Origin of the sequence: Bacillus sp. T17B1, from assembly GCF_026796395.1 — a bacterium.
In the GTDB taxonomy this organism is placed as follows: Bacteria; Bacillota; Bacilli; order Bacillales; family Bacillaceae; genus Bacillus; species Bacillus spizizenii_A.
The window spans coordinates 15,124-30,475 of sequence record NZ_JALAYA010000012.1; the positions used below are offsets into that span (position 1 = coordinate 15,124).

Annotated in this window: 17 protein-coding genes and 1 pseudogene; 17 read left to right on the forward strand and 1 reads right to left on the reverse strand. The window is 44.9% G+C overall.

The annotated features are described in order from the left end of the window. The first annotated feature begins 97 nt into the window (after positions 1–97). The 8 genes from MOF34_RS07380 to MOF34_RS07415 all read left to right on the forward strand — a co-directional run bounded on the left by MOF34_RS07380 (position 98) and on the right by MOF34_RS07415 (position 7,651). Entirely contained in the window at positions 98–1,114 is a 1,017-nt protein-coding gene (locus MOF34_RS07380; protein WP_268399519.1) for a hypothetical protein, read from the forward strand. 582 nt (positions 1,115–1,696) lie between these two features. Next, on the forward strand, positions 1,697–2,734 hold the full coding sequence (gene phnD, locus MOF34_RS07385) for a phosphate/phosphite/phosphonate ABC transporter substrate-binding protein (protein ID WP_268399522.1): 1,038 nt from the start codon (positions 1,697–1,699) through the stop codon (positions 2,732–2,734). Between the two features lie 27 nt (positions 2,735–2,761). After that, complete coding sequence (gene phnC / locus MOF34_RS07390) at positions 2,762–3,550, forward strand: phosphonate ABC transporter ATP-binding protein (RefSeq protein WP_268399524.1); 789 nt, start codon at positions 2,762–2,764, stop codon at positions 3,548–3,550. Further along, complete coding sequence (locus MOF34_RS07395; RefSeq protein WP_268399527.1) at positions 3,540–4,325, forward strand: PhnE/PtxC family ABC transporter permease; 786 nt, start codon at positions 3,540–3,542, stop codon at positions 4,323–4,325. Before phnC ends, MOF34_RS07395 begins: the two co-directional genes overlap by 11 nt. Beyond that, on the forward strand, positions 4,325–5,185 hold the full coding sequence (locus tag MOF34_RS07400; RefSeq protein WP_268399529.1) for an ABC transporter permease subunit: 861 nt from the start codon (positions 4,325–4,327) through the stop codon (positions 5,183–5,185). The genes MOF34_RS07395 and MOF34_RS07400 overlap by 1 nt, the downstream gene beginning before the upstream one ends. 275 nt (positions 5,186–5,460) lie before the next feature. Beyond that, complete coding sequence (locus tag MOF34_RS07405; RefSeq protein ID WP_268399532.1) at positions 5,461–6,603, forward strand: tetratricopeptide repeat protein; 1,143 nt, start codon at positions 5,461–5,463, stop codon at positions 6,601–6,603. Next, on the forward strand, positions 6,593–6,772 hold the full coding sequence (locus MOF34_RS07410; protein ID WP_268399534.1) for a phosphatase RapH inhibitor: 180 nt from the start codon (positions 6,593–6,595) through the stop codon (positions 6,770–6,772). The genes MOF34_RS07405 and MOF34_RS07410 overlap by 11 nt, the downstream gene beginning before the upstream one ends. A 159-nt stretch (positions 6,773–6,931) precedes the next feature. Beyond that, positions 6,932–7,651: a YebC/PmpR family DNA-binding transcriptional regulator gene (locus MOF34_RS07415; protein WP_019713539.1), complete on the forward strand. Its 720-nt coding sequence runs from the start codon at positions 6,932–6,934 to the stop codon at positions 7,649–7,651. Positions 7,652–7,797: 146 nt separating this feature from the next. On the opposite strand, the gene MOF34_RS07420 is transcribed toward MOF34_RS07415, so the two are convergent. Beyond that, a complete protein-coding gene (locus MOF34_RS07420; protein WP_268399538.1) occupies positions 7,798–8,781 on the reverse strand; it encodes an amidohydrolase family protein in 984 nt (327 codons plus the stop codon). 253 nt (positions 8,782–9,034) lie between these two features. On the opposite strand from MOF34_RS07420, the gene MOF34_RS07425 reads away from it, so the two are divergent. The 9 genes and pseudogenes from MOF34_RS07425 to MOF34_RS07465 all read left to right on the forward strand — a co-directional run bounded on the left by MOF34_RS07425 (position 9,035) and on the right by MOF34_RS07465 (position 15,269). Continuing rightward, positions 9,035–9,664 carry a TetR/AcrR family transcriptional regulator gene (locus MOF34_RS07425; RefSeq protein WP_268399541.1) on the forward strand — a complete coding sequence of 210 codons (630 nt, stop codon included), beginning with the start codon at positions 9,035–9,037 and terminating at the stop codon, positions 9,662–9,664. 73 nt (positions 9,665–9,737) lie between these two features. After that, entirely contained in the window at positions 9,738–9,986 is a 249-nt protein-coding gene (gene cotJA / locus MOF34_RS07430; RefSeq protein WP_268399542.1) for a spore coat-associated protein CotJA, read from the forward strand. Beyond that, on the forward strand, positions 9,970–10,233 hold the full coding sequence (gene cotJB / locus MOF34_RS07435) for a spore coat protein CotJB (protein WP_268399545.1): 264 nt from the start codon (positions 9,970–9,972) through the stop codon (positions 10,231–10,233). Before cotJA ends, cotJB begins: the two co-directional genes overlap by 17 nt. A 14-nt stretch (positions 10,234–10,247) precedes the next feature. Further along, complete coding sequence (gene cotJC, locus MOF34_RS07440) at positions 10,248–10,817, forward strand: spore coat protein CotJC (RefSeq protein WP_003233850.1); 570 nt, start codon at positions 10,248–10,250, stop codon at positions 10,815–10,817. A gap of 124 nt (positions 10,818–10,941) precedes the next feature. Further along, the gene (locus MOF34_RS07445) at positions 10,942–11,484 is read left to right on the forward strand and encodes a GNAT family N-acetyltransferase (protein WP_268399548.1); all 543 of its coding nucleotides are present in this window, start codon (positions 10,942–10,944) and stop codon (positions 11,482–11,484) included. 54 nt (positions 11,485–11,538) lie between these two features. Further along, positions 11,539–11,690: pseudogene (locus tag MOF34_RS07450) on the forward strand (hypothetical protein); the annotation flags it as partial. A gap of 113 nt (positions 11,691–11,803) precedes the next feature. Then, positions 11,804–12,433: a YesL family protein gene (locus MOF34_RS07455; protein ID WP_080010247.1), complete on the forward strand. Its 630-nt coding sequence runs from the start codon at positions 11,804–11,806 to the stop codon at positions 12,431–12,433. Beyond that, positions 12,430–14,163 (forward strand): sensor histidine kinase, encoded by a 1,734-nt coding sequence (locus MOF34_RS07460; protein ID WP_268399551.1) that lies wholly within the window; start codon positions 12,430–12,432, stop codon positions 14,161–14,163. The genes MOF34_RS07455 and MOF34_RS07460 overlap by 4 nt, the downstream gene beginning before the upstream one ends. Further along, positions 14,163–15,269, forward strand: coding sequence for a response regulator transcription factor (locus tag MOF34_RS07465; RefSeq protein ID WP_268399552.1), 1,107 nt, complete (start codon positions 14,163–14,165; stop codon positions 15,267–15,269). The genes MOF34_RS07460 and MOF34_RS07465 overlap by 1 nt, the downstream gene beginning before the upstream one ends. Positions 15,270–15,352: the final 83 nt, after the last annotated feature.

Here is a 15,352-nt window from a genome sequence, read left to right on the forward strand (position 1 = left end):
TGGAAAAATGAGTCATTTGGCATGGATCTTTATTCATGGAGGGATTGTGTAAGCATAGTCGAAATGATTATTGATAGACAGGTAAAGGAGCGTTTTGATGAAGAAAAAAGGCATTACATTCGGTTTATTAGGGTTAATGGTATGCATCATCCTGTTTGCTCTGTATGTTCAGTTACACAATAAAGACAATATTTCTGTCAAAGCTCCCGCCATTCATCCCGAAGAAGACCGCATCTTTTTTATCTATTCCAACCCTCTCGTAAAAGAAAGCACGCTGCTCTCAACCTCAACAGGCGAAAGATTTAATAGGCGCACGTTCAAGGTGACGGATGTGCCTTACATTCAAACGAAATCTGACGCATCAACAGACATTTTGTTATTAGCGGAGCACGAGCCGTTTTATTACAAGCTGGAGAAGGATGTGATCAGAGAGCATCCGCTGTCAGATCCATTTGCGTTTTGGTATGAGGGGAAGGATGTTTCTGTTAAGGCCTATAACGTTGATACGACGGGGAATGACATCCATATAAACGATAAAAAAATGAAAAAGGAATATAGCCTCACCTTGCCTTCACTTGTCACGATGGGGGCGAGTGACGAGAATTATATTTATGTCATTCAAGGCATGGCAATTTACGTGATCGACAGAAACACAGAGGAAATCATTGAGACCTTAAGTTTAGCCTCGTATGGGGATAAATTCGCAGACTCAGCCGATTTTATTGTCGCGAGCTCGGAGCATGAACTGACTGTGGTTGAAAAAGGGGCATGGAAGACGAAGTATATTTCTTATTCTGATGATCTTGAATATGCTGATACCGTGTACTATGACAAAGAAAGCGGCCATTTTTATGTGACGTACGAAGACAAAGAGGGGGAAGCGAACCTGCTTGAGTATGGGAAGGGCTTTTCTTTTCGCACATACGGCTTAAAATTCCCTTATATGGATGCAAAGTTTAAGGGGAATAAACTGTATGTTGTTGCCCAGGAAGAGCATAAAAAGAGCATTGGCGGGTATGTGGGTGTGTTTGATATTCATTCTAAGGAACCGCTTTTTCAGTTTGATTTGCCTGAGGAACAGGTGAAGGTTCAGGATTTTGTTGTGATTGATTGAGTGTATTCAGTCTCTTTCTGCTTCTGTAAAAGCGGAATATACAGACCACCAATACACCTTGGACTATCAAAGGATAGATAACAACTATAATTATCAATGTTAGATCAATAGAATGAGGTTGACGCTGTGTTACTAATTGCTTAAAACATAGATGCTTTGCGCATGGAGCAATGCCTATAGACAAAAAATCAGGATAACAAAGAAGAAGGAGGCTCATTAGAACCTGTCAATAAAGTAATGAGATTGAGAAAAGTGGGCGAAAGAGTGCTGTTACGAGCTGGTGAATACGTATATGGAATAAACGAAGAGCCTATGCCGCAACGTATATGTGTTGCGGACATAGGTCTTTTTTATTAGTCATATTTTACAGACAGGGGAAACGGATATCTGAGCGTATGTTGCGCAATCATTGTAAGAGGCACACGGTTTGTTGTCAGAGCTGACACAGTATTCTTAATGACTGACTGATTACATTGCACTGCTTTTACCAACTCTTTACAATCTTTATGCCAAATTAATCTTAGATTGATATTCGTTTGCTAGTATCAAAGTATGAAATAAATAAGAGTGAGGAGTTTGATGATGAAAAGGACGTTTTTAGCTTTGCTTACTTTAGTTATACTCGTCGTATTTTCAGGTTGTTCATCTTCTGCCGGAGGAGCAGGTGCTGAAAAGGATACGCTTACGATGGCTTGGCTTCCCAATGAATCTGGGTCAGACTTTACAGAAGCACGGGATGAGATAGGAAAGATTATTGAGGAGAAAACAGGCAAAAAGGTCAAACATCAAACGACAACAGACTATATTGTCGCAATTGAAGCAATCGCCAATGGAAATGCGGATATATCTTTCTTAGGCGCGCAGGGTTACATAGAAGCACATAATAAAAATGAAAAGGTTCTTCCTCTCGTCGTTCGATCTGGTGAGTCCGGGACTTTAGAGGATGCGGTTTATTACAGCTGGCTGGCTGTCAATAAAGGTAATGTGGATGAATATAAGAATGGTAACGAATTTTCGATTGACCACATTAAGGGTAAGAAGTTTTCTTTCGTATCTAACAGTTCCACTTCTGGGTTCAAGGTTCCATCGCAAGGCATCGTGGATTATTTCAGCAAAAAGGATGAGTTTAAGAGCTTGAAGGCAGAGGATTTGCTGCAAGGCGGCAAAAACCAGTTTTTTAGCGAGGTATTATATGGAGGTTCTCACCAAGGATCTGCAGTCAACCTGTTATCAAACAAAGCGGATGTCGCTGCGTTCTGTGATTCATGTGTAGACACTTATGTAGAGTTGGCGGAAGGGGAAGAGAATCGTCCCGGAGCGGTTTATAAAGTAAAAGAGGGGGCGGCAGAACCATTTAATACAGTTGTCGGGAAAGAATTTTCCCTCATTTCCGCTACTCCTGTGCTTAACGCGCCATTTGCCATTAACTCTGAGAATGTGGATAAAGATCTCCAAGCCCAACTTGTAGACATATTAACATCTGATGCGGTGACAAATAACGAAAAAGTTTTCGTGCCAGAGGATTCCAAGTTTACAGGGTTATTCACGAAAAAAGGGGATGAGCGTTTAGTAGAAGTCGATGACTCTTGGTTTAACCCGATTCGCGAACTTTCCAAATAATGAATAACGAACAAGGAGATGTAAACTATGTCAGCCTTATTAGAAGTGAATCAAGTATCCAAACGATTTGGCGAGGATCAATTGGCGTTGTCAGATGTTTCCTTCTCTGTCAATCAAGGAGAGTTCGTTTCAATTATCGGTCCATCAGGAGCAGGGAAATCGACTCTCCTTCGCTGCATTAATCGCATGATTGATGCAAGCAGCGGAGACATAACCTTTGATAACATCAATGTGACGAATCTAAGGAAGAGGGACTTAAAAAAAATCCGAACAAAAATGGGGATGATTTTTCAACACTATAACTTAGTGAACCGCTTGAGTGTAATTGAAAACACCCTTCACGGCAACTTAGGAAAAAAATCCACCTTGGCAGGGGTTTTCGGCCTGTACAGTCAAGATGAAAAGGAAGAAGCCGTTAAGATTTTGCAAGTTCTTGGTTTGGAAGAACACATTTACAACCGGAGTGACCAGTTGAGTGGTGGACAAAAGCAGAGAGTGGGAATCGCCCGTGCCTTGATTCAAAATCCCCGCATGCTTCTATGCGATGAGCCCATCGCTTCACTAGATCCTAATTCTGCAAAGATCATCATGGATCATTTGAGAAACATTTCAACTGACATGGGCATAACCGTTCTCGTCAATCTTCACCAAGTAGACGTAGCTATGAAGTACTCAGATCAAATTATCGGAATCAACCGGGGCCGGGTTGTGTATCATGGTTCGCCTAAAAACATTACGAAAGAGGATATTCAGAGTATTTACGGCTCAGAAGCTGAGGATCTTATTTTTGATATAGGAGGCATCCATGCAAGCTAACATCTTTGCAAAAAAGAGACGCAGTACATTAGGCACTGTTTTTATCGTAGGCGTCGTTACATTGTTAGCGATTATCATTACCGAATTCAATGTTATTAAAGGTTTTGCCTCTCTTCCTAAAGCCGTCGAATGGGGGGTGGGAAACTTCTACCCGACGAAAGAGTCGTTAGCGAAACTGCCGGATATCATGGAGATGCTCATCGAGACATTGCTTGTCTCGATTGCAGCAACCACAACAGGGGCCATATTTGCTCTGTTATTTGCGATTTTAGGCTCCGACACAATGAGGGTGAATGTGTTCTTTGGCCGTATCAGCAGAGGCATCGCCACTATTTTTCGAAATATTGATGTGGCGGCGTGGGCCATGATCCTATTATTCTCGTTTGGCCAGAGTTCATTGACTGGTTATTTTGCTTTGTTTTTTGGCTCGTTCGGCTTTTTGACAAGAGCTTTTGTGGAAACGATTGATGAGGTGAGCGGAGGCTCTGTTGAGGCGCTGCAATCGACTGGAGCGGGTTATTTTCCAATCATCATCCAATCGGTGCTTCCGTCGAGCCTGCCGCAGATGATCAGCTGGATTTTGTTTATGATCGAGACAAATATAAGGAGTGCGACCTTGATTGGGCTGCTGACGGGCTCAGGCATAGGATTTACCTTTAACCTGTACTACAAGAGCCTCAACTATGATATCGCCTCATTAGTGGTGGTCGTCATTATCGTAACGATCTTATTGATTGAAACCTTATCGAATTATGTAAGAAGGGTGATTTTGTAATGGATTCAAACGAACAAATGGACGAATCAAACCAGGTGCTTACATCCCCGCTGCCCAAAAAAATAAAAATCAAAACAATGACAAAATCAACGGTGGTTATAAGAGGCACCCTTCTTATTCTAGCATTGCTCACGGTATATGCATTCAGCAGTTTTGACTATAAAGAACTGAATGTTGGGGAAGCGGTCCTTGCCACTTTTGCTAACTTGAAAGCTATGTTTTTTGAGCCTCATCTTGACCATTTAACGTTTACTGATGCCCTTTACGGCGTTTTTGTGACACTATGTCTCGCTTTTTTGACCACGGTATTCGGAGCAGTCATCGCCTTGTTTTTAGGCTTGCTTGCTGCTGAAAACTTAACCAATAAACGGATTTCCACGGTTATGAAAGGATTGGTTGCTTTTATAAGAGCTGTTCCGACAGTATTGTGGGTGCTGATTTTTGCTGTAGCGGCAGGTCTGGGAAGTGTTGCTGCTGTCATCGGTATGACATTTCATTCAATCAGCTATTTGGTGAAGGCCTATTCAGAGTCTTTTGAAGAACTGGATAACGGGGTGATAGAAGCACTTCAAGCGAGCGGAGCGAACTGGTGGCAGATTATCTTTCAAGCCGTAATCCCTTCTTCTCTCACTTATATGATTTCATGGACGTTTCTGCGGTTTGAAATCAATTTTGCGGTCGCTGTCGCAATGGGCGCAGCTGCGGGTGCAGGCGGTATCGGATTTGATATGTTTATGGCGAGCAATTTTTATCAGGATATTAGAGAAATAGGCTCCATCACCTACTTTATTTTAGCCATTGCTGTCCTTTTAGAGATGGTAGCCGTTAGGTTGAAGAAAACGCTCAAGGTAAATGGGTAAGACTAAGGACAACCCCTTTTTAACAGCTTAGTAGCTGGGCGAAACAGGATCAAAGAAGCTGGAAAAGCTTCTTTTTTGTATTTGACATCGTTTCGATGAGTGAATGGCTGAATGGCGTATTACAAGTAAAATGACATGGACCCTTGCCTAAAGGGGCTTTTTTTGCGAAGAAAAGCAAATTGACAGGATGAAAAAACAATTTCTTCCTTTCATATTGTTTTCAAAATTTGGGATTGATAGAATATGACATATCTCACAGAGAAGGAGGGAAGCCGTTGAGTCAAGCCATACCGTCTTCGCGTGTTGGTGTTAAGATTAATGAATGGTACAAGATGATTCGCCAGTTCAGTGTTCCGGATGCTGAGGTTCTGAAAGCGGAGGTGGAGCAGGACATTCAGCAGATGGAAGAGGATCAGGATTTGCTGATCTATTATTCTCTGATGTGTTTTCGGCACCAGCTGATGCTGGATTATTTGGAGCCGGTACAAACATACGGGAATCGCCCTACAGTGACAGAGCTTTTGGAAACAATTGAAACTCCTCAGAAAAAACTCACAGGCCTTTTGAAATACTACTCTTTGTTTTTCCGCGGCATGTATGAATTTGATCAGAAAGAATATGTAGAAGCGATCGGGTATTATCGCGAGGCGGAGAAAGAACTGCCGTTTGTGTCAGATGAAATTGAGAAAGCGGAATTCCATTTTAAAGTGGCAGAAGCGTACTACCATATGAAGCAAACCCATGTGTCGATGCATCATATTCTTCAAGCCTTAGACATTTATCAAAACCATCCCCTATACAGCGTTAGAACGATACAAAGCTTGTTTGTGATCGCCGGCAACTATGATGATTTCAAACATTATGATAAAGCGCTCCCGCATTTAGAAAAGGCGCTGGAATTGGCCATGGACATTCAAAACGACCGGTTTATCGCCATTTCTCTATTGAACATCGCGAACAGCTATGACAGATCAGGAGACGATCATATGGCTATAGAACATTTCCAAAAAGCTGCGAAAATAAGCAGAGAGAAAGTCCCTGATCTGCTTCCGAAAGTCTTGTTTGGATTAAGCTGGACATTATGTAAGGCAGGCCAAACACAGAAGGCGTTTCAGTTCATAGAGGAAGGATTAGAACATATTACAGCCTATCCAAATGCGAGGTCCCACAACCTTTATAAAGAATTGTATCTGTTCTTGCAGGCAGTGTACAAAGAGGTTGTTGACGAACGGAAAATTCATGATCTTTTAAGCTATTTCGAAAAAAAGAACCTGCACGCGTACATTGAAGCATGTGCCCGGAGTGCAGCCGCTGTTTTTGAAAGCCGCTGTCTTTTTGAACACGCTGCTGCGTTTTATCGGAAAGTGCTGAAAGCCCAGGAAGATATTTTAAAAGGAGAGTGTTTATATGTTTATTAAGAAAAAAGTGATGATGTGCCTTGCTGTTACGCTAGTTTTCGGAAGCATTTCGTTTCCTTTCTTGACGCAGTCCGGTGGATTTAAGGAATCTACAGATCGAAATACGACGCATCTCGATCATTCCCCTTACAATCTTATGAGTAATCAGAAGAAGAAAGCCCTTAGCTAGGGCTTTTTCTTCCTTTACGGAAGACGTTCGACTTTCCACATCACGGCATTCCTTCTATTTCTAACGCAAGACACTCGAAACAACCAAACCATTTGAGGTATAATGGATAAAGTGAATAACAGTATTTAGATTGATATATATGAAAGAGAGTGGAACATCATGGGCCGTAAGTGGAACAATATTAAAGAGAAGAAGGCGTCTAAGGACGCGAATACGAGTCGGATTTATGCGAAGTTTGGCCGTGAGATTTACGTGGCGGCGAAGCAGGGCGAGCCTGATCCGGAATCCAACCAGGCGCTGAAGGTTGTGCTTGAGCGCGCGAAAACTTACAGCGTGCCGAAAAACATCATTGAACGTGCGATTGAGAAGGCGAAGGGCGGAGCGGAAGAAAATTACGATGAGCTTCGTTATGAGGGCTTTGGGCCGAACGGATCGATGATCATCGTTGATGCGCTGACGAATAATGTAAACCGTACGGCGCCGGAAGTGCGTGCGGCGTTCGGGAAAAACGGCGGAAACATGGGTGTGAGCGGATCTGTTGCTTACATGTTTGATGCGACGGCTGTTATCGGTGTGGAAGGCAAAACAGCTGACGAAGCGCTTGAAATCCTGATGGAAGCGGATGTCGACGTCCGTGACATTTTAGAAGAGGATGACAGCGTGATCGTATATGCTGAGCCGGATCAATTCCATGTGGTGCAGGAGGCGTTTAAAAACGCGGGCGTTGAGGAATTTACAGTAGCCGAGCTGACCATGCTTGCGCAAAGTGAAGTGACGCTTCCGGATGATGCGAAGGAGCAGTTTGAAAAATTGATTGATGCATTAGAGGATTTGGAAGATGTTCAGCAGGTGTATCATAACGTTGATTTAGGTGAATAAAACGTAAGCAGACTGTTATGGTCTGCTTTTTTTGTTCTTGTAAGTGTTTGGTTTGATGCCTATCGGTCTGTAAGTATTTACCTAATAAAAAAAGTTCTCACCTTTATAGTTGAAAAGACCTTCGGCAGAGCCGAAGGTCTTCTTCATTATCGATTGAATTGAAAAAGCTTAGCCGCGTTATCAGTGCCGATTTTGTACCGGTCCGTTTCGCTGATTGGACATTGGTCAAACCAGGAAGAGATTTCTTCCATTGTTTCATAAGGATAGTCGACCGAGAAGAGGATGCGGTCTGAGCCAACCTCTAACAATGTATCAATTAAAGCCTGGGTTCTGAACACACCGCTTGTTGTGAGATAAAAGTTTTTGCGGAGGTATTCAGTTGGCGCTTTCTTATGGCTGCCGTGGGTTTCAGGACGCTGATGGCGGAGTCTGTGTTCAACCCGCGGCAATGTAAACGGCAGGCCCTCGCCCAAGTGGCCAAGGATGACAGTCAAATCAGGATATTCGTCGAAAAGGCCGCTGAGCATCAGGCGGATGGCATGTGTTGCTGTTTCAAAACCGAAGCCCCACGCTGAACCGAGGAGACCTTCGTAGCCTTCATAGATACGCTGCTGATGCAGCAGCGGGATACGCGGATGCAGATAGACGGGAACCTGCAGTTGCGCGGCTTTTTCCCAGAAAGGGCGTACCCGGGGCTCGTCTAAATATTGAGCGGTGTTTTCGTCCCCAATGTTGCTGTAGCCGTTGACCAAGGCACCCACAAAGCCGAGCTCGTTTACGGCCCGTTCGAGTTCCTTCGCAGCTTCTTCAGGATCTTGAAGCGGAACTGCCGCAAATGCTTTAAAGCGGTCAGGATGCTTAGAAACGAAAAATTCCGCAGCGTGATCGTTCATTTGCCTTGCGAGATTCACAGCTCTGTCAGGATCAGTGATACCTTCTATACCAGGCTGTGTCAATGAGAGAATTGAGGTTTGGATTCCGTTTCGATCCATGTCTTCAATCCGTTCCTCGAATTCCTGCAATCGTACTTGGACAGCGCTGAAATACTCATCGTCAGTAAAATTGTGGCTTCCTGTAGCCGGAAAATCAGGAGATTCCCAGTGCTCTTCTAATGCGATTTTTCCTTTCATATGCCAAAGACTCCTCTCTTTATCATAACGGATGGTGAAATCAGATGGAGTGCACTCATTTTACGTAACGAAGCTTCGTTAAATAATTATTGAACGTAATGTTCATTACTTTACATCATGTACAAGATGTACGTTCATGGTACAGTAGATTTTGGGAAAAGGTCAATAAACAGAGAACGCCCAAATGTGTAGAAGTAGACACCTGCGGATGATTTGTCCAGAAGAAAATGAAAGTTAGACAGGGAGGAAAAAAATGTCTAAAAAACACAAAGTCGATCCGAGAATCAGACGAACAAACCAATATTTAAGAGACGCTTTAATCACCCTTCTGAAAGAAAAAGATGTCAATTCGATTACAATTCAGGAAATTACCGAAAAAGCGGATCTGACCCGCGGCACCTTTTATTTGCATTATCGGGATAAACAGGATTTTCTGTTTCAAAGTATGACAGAGGTTCTTGATGATTTGATCCGGCAGGTAAAGCCAGAAACGCCGGTCGGACCGGTCAGTATTAATGAGGATCATCCGCCTGTATCTTTTGTGAAGCTTTTTGAGTACATCCATGAACATGCCGAATACTTCCAAGTGATGCTGAGCGACAGAGGTCTGCCGCAATTCAGAAGTCTTATGGCGGAGTTTGTTCAAAAACGAATTTACGAGGAATTGCTTGCTTCGATTGAGGAATCAGAGAAAACGCTGCAGGTGCCGAAAGAGATACTCGTCAGCTATATCACATCGGCCCATATCGGGGTTATTTGTTCCTGGCTGGAGAGCGGCATGAAGTACAGTCCGTTGTTTATGGCGAATCAATTAACGCGTTTAACGCTGCTGGGCCCGCTCCGTATCGCTGGGATCGAAGAACAGGTCAAGCTTCCTTATTAACGCTTTTAGTCATAACCCTGTCTCCTTCCTCATACCTATTAAGGTCATTGTTTTTGAGAAAGGAGGAGCCGGAATGAAGGATATGCAGCCGTTTACGCCCATCAAATCATACACGCCCTTTCACAGCCGTTTTGATCCCTGTCCGCCCATAGGGAAGAAATATTACAGAACGCCGCCTAATCTCTATATGACCTTTCAGCCTGAGCATATGGAGCAATTCTCGCCGATGGAGGCTTTGAGGAAAGGCACCCTTTGGAAGGATCTCTATGATTTTTATGAAAACCCTTATCGAGGGGGAGACGCACATGACAAAAAGGGTTGATGCCGAATATTACCGTCAGCTTGAGCAAATACAGGCTGCTGATTTTGTGCTTGTTGAGCTGAGTCTTTACTTGGATACACATCCTCATGATGAAGATGCGCTGAAGCAATTCAATCAATATTCCGGCTATTCAAGGGACTTAAAAAGACAGTTCGAATCCTCTTACGGACCGCTCTTGCAGTTTGGCAACAGCCCAGCTGACAAGGATTGGGATTGGGGGAAAGGGCCTTGGCCGTGGCAAGTATAAGGAGGAATGCCTGAATGTGGGTGTATGAAAAGAAGCTGCAATACCCTGTCAAGGTCAGTACGTGCAACCCGACGCTGGCAAAGTATTTGATTGAGCAGTATGGCGGAGCGGACGGCGAGCTGGCCGCGGCTCTTCGATATTTAAACCAGCGTTATACGATTCCTGATAAGGTCATCGGCCTTTTAACAGATATCGGCACGGAGGAGTTTGCCCATTTGGAAATGATCGCGACTATGGTGTATAAATTAACAAAAGACGCTACGCCGGAGCAGCTGCGTGAAGCGGGGCTTGGCGACCATTACGTGAATCATGACAGCGCGCTGTTTTATCACAACGCGGCGGGCGTTCCGTTTACTGCGAGCTATATCCAGGCGAAGGGTGACCCGATTGCCGATTTATACGAAGACATTGCTGCAGAGGAAAAGGCGCGGGCGACGTATCAATGGCTGATTGATATTTCGGATGATCCTGATTTAAATGATTCCCTGCGTTTTTTGCGTGAACGTGAAATTGTACACTCCATGCGCTTCAGGGAAGCGGTTGAAATTTTAAAAGAAGAGCGGGATAAAAAGAAGATTTTCTAATGGGCAAATTGGCCTCTCTTTCATACACCCTTTTACATATAAAGAAAATGGTCTGTTTTTGCTGTTTGGTCTGCATTATAATCAAGGTGTGTGTGCAAGCTTACTTTTTGATTGGGAGGCCTTTATGTCAGCTTTTAAGATGAAGAACGAAATGATTGCAGATGGATTTTACGCGTGTCCGGCTGTCTATGAGGATGCAGAATCGATTACTGGATTGCTCGTCCGAACAGCTGAATGGCTCCGGGATCGGGGTTCTAATCAATGGAGCGGACTGCTGAAAGGGCAAGATACACATGACATCACGGGGGCAATTGAAAATGGACATGTGTTTGTGTTTAAAAAAGACGAAGAGCTTGCGGCTGTCGTGATGCTGCTGCCTGAACCGAGCGAGTGGGACCAGACGCTTTGGGGAGACGATGGGCATGAGGAGTCCATTTATTTGCACCGCCTCGCAGTAAGCCGCCGGTTTGCGGGACAGGGGCTTGGAGCACGCGTCCTTCATTGGGCGGAGACGGACATATACTTTCCGGGAAAAACAAGGATCCGGCTTGATTGTGTCGCTGATAACGATGCCTTGCATTCCTTTTATCGGCGTATGGGATATGAATTTATGGGTGCTGATGCATCCGGGTATCATTTGTTTGAGAAAGAGCTTTCGGCAGAATAAGCGTCCTTTGCAGGAGGCTTTTTTGTCTTTTTCTAAAAGGGGAGGGCAGGCGATGTGGCCGGACTGATTGTCCCTGGTGTGTTTGCGATCTGGCGCAGCACAGCTGGGAAGGAGATGCGCTTGGAATGCTTGGATTCAATGTGATTGGCGGAGCGGTTACGGGATATTTGATCGATAGGGCCATCCAGCGATACAGGAGAAGATAAGGAGACCTGCTACCTCTCATATGTCGAATGTTAAACAGGATGGCAGGAATTTTCTTTCGAAAAGAGAAATACTTATTACTTAGAATGAAAGCGTTTTCTGAAACAGGGAGGTGATGTTGATGATACACAGTGTGACGAATGGGCTGGATCGTTTTTGCACGTGGGTGATGAGACTGGCCTATTTGAATGTGCTATGGCTGTTATTTTCTCTTGCGGGCCTCGTTGTGTTTGGGCTGCTGCCTGCTACTGCCGCAATGTTTTCAGTCACGAGAGAATGGGCGAAGGGGAACACGGATGCCCCGGTGTTTTCTGTTTTTTTTCGGGCGTTCAAAAAGGAATGGCGGGCAGCACAGATTCTCGGGCTTATTCTTGTGACGGCCGGCTTGTTTCTGTTTGCGGATATGCGGATTGCGGCGCAGATGAATCAGCCTGTGCTCGTCAATGTGTTCCTGAGCATCAGCTTGATTTTCGCATTTGTTATGCTGTATGTGTTTCCTGTGTTTTCTCATTTTGACGTGAAAATCAGAGAAGTGCTGAGCATCAGCTTTTTGATAGCCTTCAGCCGTCCGGCGGTGACGCTCATGATGGCGGCAGGCGCTGTCGGTGTGTTGTTTCTCGTGTTGTTTCACGTCACGTTTCTGCTATTTTTCAGCGGGAGCTTACTGAGCCTGATCTTAACGAAGCTATCCTTTAAAGCGTTTCGGTCAATGGATCAGCGTCAGGAGAAAGAAGAGGCGGCATGAAAAAAAGAGCTGCTGGCTGGTACAGGCGGATGAAAATTAGGGATAAGCTGTTTGTGTTCCTTTCACTGATTATGGCTATTTCCTTTTTGTTTGTATACAGCGGGGTGCAGTATGCCTTTCATGTGTATGATGAGCAAATTTACCGCAAATCCTCGGAGGTGCTGCGGATGTCTTCTGAAAGGATCGAAGACGAGCTGAAGAAGATAGAGGATGTGTCATATGAAATCATTACGGACGAACAGATTCAGCGCATTCTGAGCATGCAAAACCGTGTTGATACGTACGATCAGTATCAAATGAAGCAGAAGCTGTGGGATCAGCTGGCGGAATATGCCGGTGATGAAAAGTACATCGATTCCATTCATTTGATTGATGCCCGCGGCTCAGAGTATTCAGCGGGAAGCAGTTCTTCAGATCTTTTGAAGCAGGAGCGGGAAGAGGTGTTTAAACGAGCCAAAGCGAAAAATGGAAGAAATCTTTGGATGACGCTCGGTGATTCCGATCCTGTCCTGATTTCAGCGCGGCAGATCAGATCCTATCACCAGTTGAGTTTGAACAGCTTGGGCATGGTGCTGATCCAAGTCAATGTGAAACAGATGATCCGTGATGTGCCAAAGGATTGGGGCGATTCGGTCGGAGACATCATGATCGCTGACCAAAGCGGGAATTTGGTGTATTCGGCACATTCATCTGTGCTTGTTCCTGAAGCGGCAAAAGAAACGCTAAAGCACCCTGGTTATGACTTGATAAAAAAGAATGGCAAACGTTACTTTATTTCTTTCCTTCAATCATCCTACCAAAATTGGAGCTACTATAACGTCATCCCCTTTGATCAGATGTTCGAAAAAATTTCCTTTATGAAAACGGTGATTGGCACGTGTTTTCTGCTGTTTTTCTGTGTGGTTTTGCTTTTCGGAAGGAAAATCGCCAACAATATCACGGAGCCGATCGAGCAGCTTGTGTCCGCAATGAAATCGGTGCAGGACGGTGGCATTGAGGCGGGCGTATCGCTTTCTCTGCCGGAACATACACAGGATGAGGCCGGCATGCTGAACCGCCATTTTACGGTCATGATGAAGCGGATTAACGAGCTGATGGAAGAAAATGTGGAAAAACAGCTCATCATTAAAGAAACTGAATTGAAGGCGCTGCAAGCCCAGATCAACCCGCATTTTTTATATAATACGCTCGAGTCCATCAATTGGCTCGCAAAAGCAAATCAGCAAAAGCAAATTTCAAAGATGGTGGAATCACTCGGTTTTCTTCTTCGAAACAGCATACATATGAAGAAAGATATCGTGACCATTCAGGAGGAGGCGGATATCGTTCTTCACTATATGACCATTCAGCGGTTTCGATTTGAAGAGCGCCTAAACTTCACGTTGGATATTGACGATGAGGTAAAGCATTGCCTCATTCCGAAACTGACGCTCCAGCCGCTGGCGGAAAATGCGATACAATACGCACTTGAGCCTTTTACAAGGCCGTGCGCCATCCGCCTTCAGGCGAAAAAGATGAAGGACTGTGTCTGTATTACCGTCGAAGATAACGGCCCCGGCATGGATGAACGGATGCTTGAAACATCGGGCGGAAGAGGAATCGGACTTTGGAATATCCGTGAACGCATCCGGCTGACATTCGGAGAGCCGTATGGCTTGCGCATTCAGTGTGAGCAAGGAAAGGGAACGAGGGTTGTGATCACTATACCGTGCCGAAATGAGGTGGTGTGATGTATAAGATATTGCTAGCTGATGATGAGAGGATTATTCTTGACGGAATGGCAGGAATCATTGAGTGGGAGGCGCTTGGCGCTTCATTAATCGGCAAGGCGCAGAACGGGAATGAAGCGTATGAGAAGATCTTACATAAGCAGCCGCATATCGTCATTACAGACATCAAAATGCCCGGCATGGACGGGCTTGAGCTGATCAAAAAGGTGTCAGGCGTGAGTCCGTCAGTTCAATTTATCGTCCTGTCCGGGTTTGGAGAGTTTGAGTACGCGAAGGAAGCAATGAAATATGGGGTCAAGCATTATTTGCTGAAGCCCTGCAATGAACAGCAGATTATCAGCTCACTGGAGGAAATCATTGTTGAACTGAAGCGGCATGAGGTGCGGAAAAAGAAAACCGCTCATCTGAAACATGAGCTCGATCATATCCGTTCTTTTGCTGCCGATCAATATTTGGAGGGCGTGATCGCAGGTGTGGCCCAGTTGTCCCCGCCTTCTTCACTTGCCGAAAAAAAGGTCCGCCTCCTCATTGTAAAAGGGGAACAATCTGTTGATGCCGCGGCTAGAGAAGTGCTCGGGTCGGCGCTGACAGCGGTTTGCAGCAGCGAAGAATGGACCGTGCTCGCTGTGGAGGAAAACGCCGCTGAAAAGGCGGCGGACGTTTTTGCTGACCGCCAGATCGCCATCAGCCAGGCGGGAGAACTCCGGAATGCGGGGCAGCTGTTTCGCGACACAGCCGTAGCTTCTGGTAACCTGCACGGAAGCGCAGTGATTTCGAAAATGATCAGGCTTGTTGCCGACGAGCTCGGAAATCCGAATCTGTCCTTAAAATGGGCGGCGAAGGATATGCTGTTTATGAATCCTGATTATCTCGGGAAATTATTTAAACAGGAAACAGGAGAGAAATTTTCTCAATATGTTACGCGAGTGCGGCTTGAGCATGCGATGAAGCAGATGAAAATAAGGCGGGATGCGAGTGTATCAGAAATTGCGGAAGAAATTGGGTTTGGCGATAATCCGAAGTATTTTAGTCTCGTCTTTAAAAAATATACGGGTCTGACACCGTCAGAATTCAGAAGAAAACAGGGAGGCGCTTCCGCAGGATAGCCATCTCTGTTTTTTTTACTTTCGCCACTGTTTTTTGAGTGTTTCGCCCCATCCGAACACTTTAAAATGAAATGTAAGCACTT

Coding starts and splice junctions, on each gene's coding strand:
- MOF34_RS07445 (WP_268399548.1), top strand. CDS start 10,942: ATGTCAGCTTTTAAGATGAAGAACGAAATGATTGCAGATGGATTTTAC.
- MOF34_RS07380 (WP_268399519.1), top strand. CDS start 98: ATGAAGAAAAAAGGCATTACATTCGGTTTATTAGGGTTAATGGTATGC.
- MOF34_RS07460 (WP_268399551.1), top strand. CDS start 12,430: ATGAAAAAAAGAGCTGCTGGCTGGTACAGGCGGATGAAAATTAGGGAT.
- cotJA (WP_268399542.1), top strand. CDS start 9,738: ATGAAGGATATGCAGCCGTTTACGCCCATCAAATCATACACGCCCTTT.
- MOF34_RS07465 (WP_268399552.1), top strand. CDS start 14,163: ATGTATAAGATATTGCTAGCTGATGATGAGAGGATTATTCTTGACGGA.
- cotJC (WP_003233850.1), top strand. CDS start 10,248: ATGTGGGTGTATGAAAAGAAGCTGCAATACCCTGTCAAGGTCAGTACG.
- MOF34_RS07410 (WP_268399534.1), top strand. CDS start 6,593: ATGTTTATTAAGAAAAAAGTGATGATGTGCCTTGCTGTTACGCTAGTT.
- MOF34_RS07400 (WP_268399529.1), top strand. CDS start 4,325: ATGGATTCAAACGAACAAATGGACGAATCAAACCAGGTGCTTACATCC.
- phnC (WP_268399524.1), top strand. CDS start 2,762: ATGTCAGCCTTATTAGAAGTGAATCAAGTATCCAAACGATTTGGCGAG.
- MOF34_RS07425 (WP_268399541.1), top strand. CDS start 9,035: ATGTCTAAAAAACACAAAGTCGATCCGAGAATCAGACGAACAAACCAA.
- cotJB (WP_268399545.1), top strand. CDS start 9,970: ATGACAAAAAGGGTTGATGCCGAATATTACCGTCAGCTTGAGCAAATA.
- MOF34_RS07420 (WP_268399538.1), bottom strand. CDS start 8,781: ATGAAAGGAAAAATCGCATTAGAAGAGCACTGGGAATCTCCTGATTTT.
- phnD (WP_268399522.1), top strand. CDS start 1,697: ATGAAAAGGACGTTTTTAGCTTTGCTTACTTTAGTTATACTCGTCGTA.
- MOF34_RS07455 (WP_080010247.1), top strand. CDS start 11,804: ATGTTGATGATACACAGTGTGACGAATGGGCTGGATCGTTTTTGCACG.
- MOF34_RS07395 (WP_268399527.1), top strand. CDS start 3,540: ATGCAAGCTAACATCTTTGCAAAAAAGAGACGCAGTACATTAGGCACT.
- MOF34_RS07415 (WP_019713539.1), top strand. CDS start 6,932: ATGGGCCGTAAGTGGAACAATATTAAAGAGAAGAAGGCGTCTAAGGAC.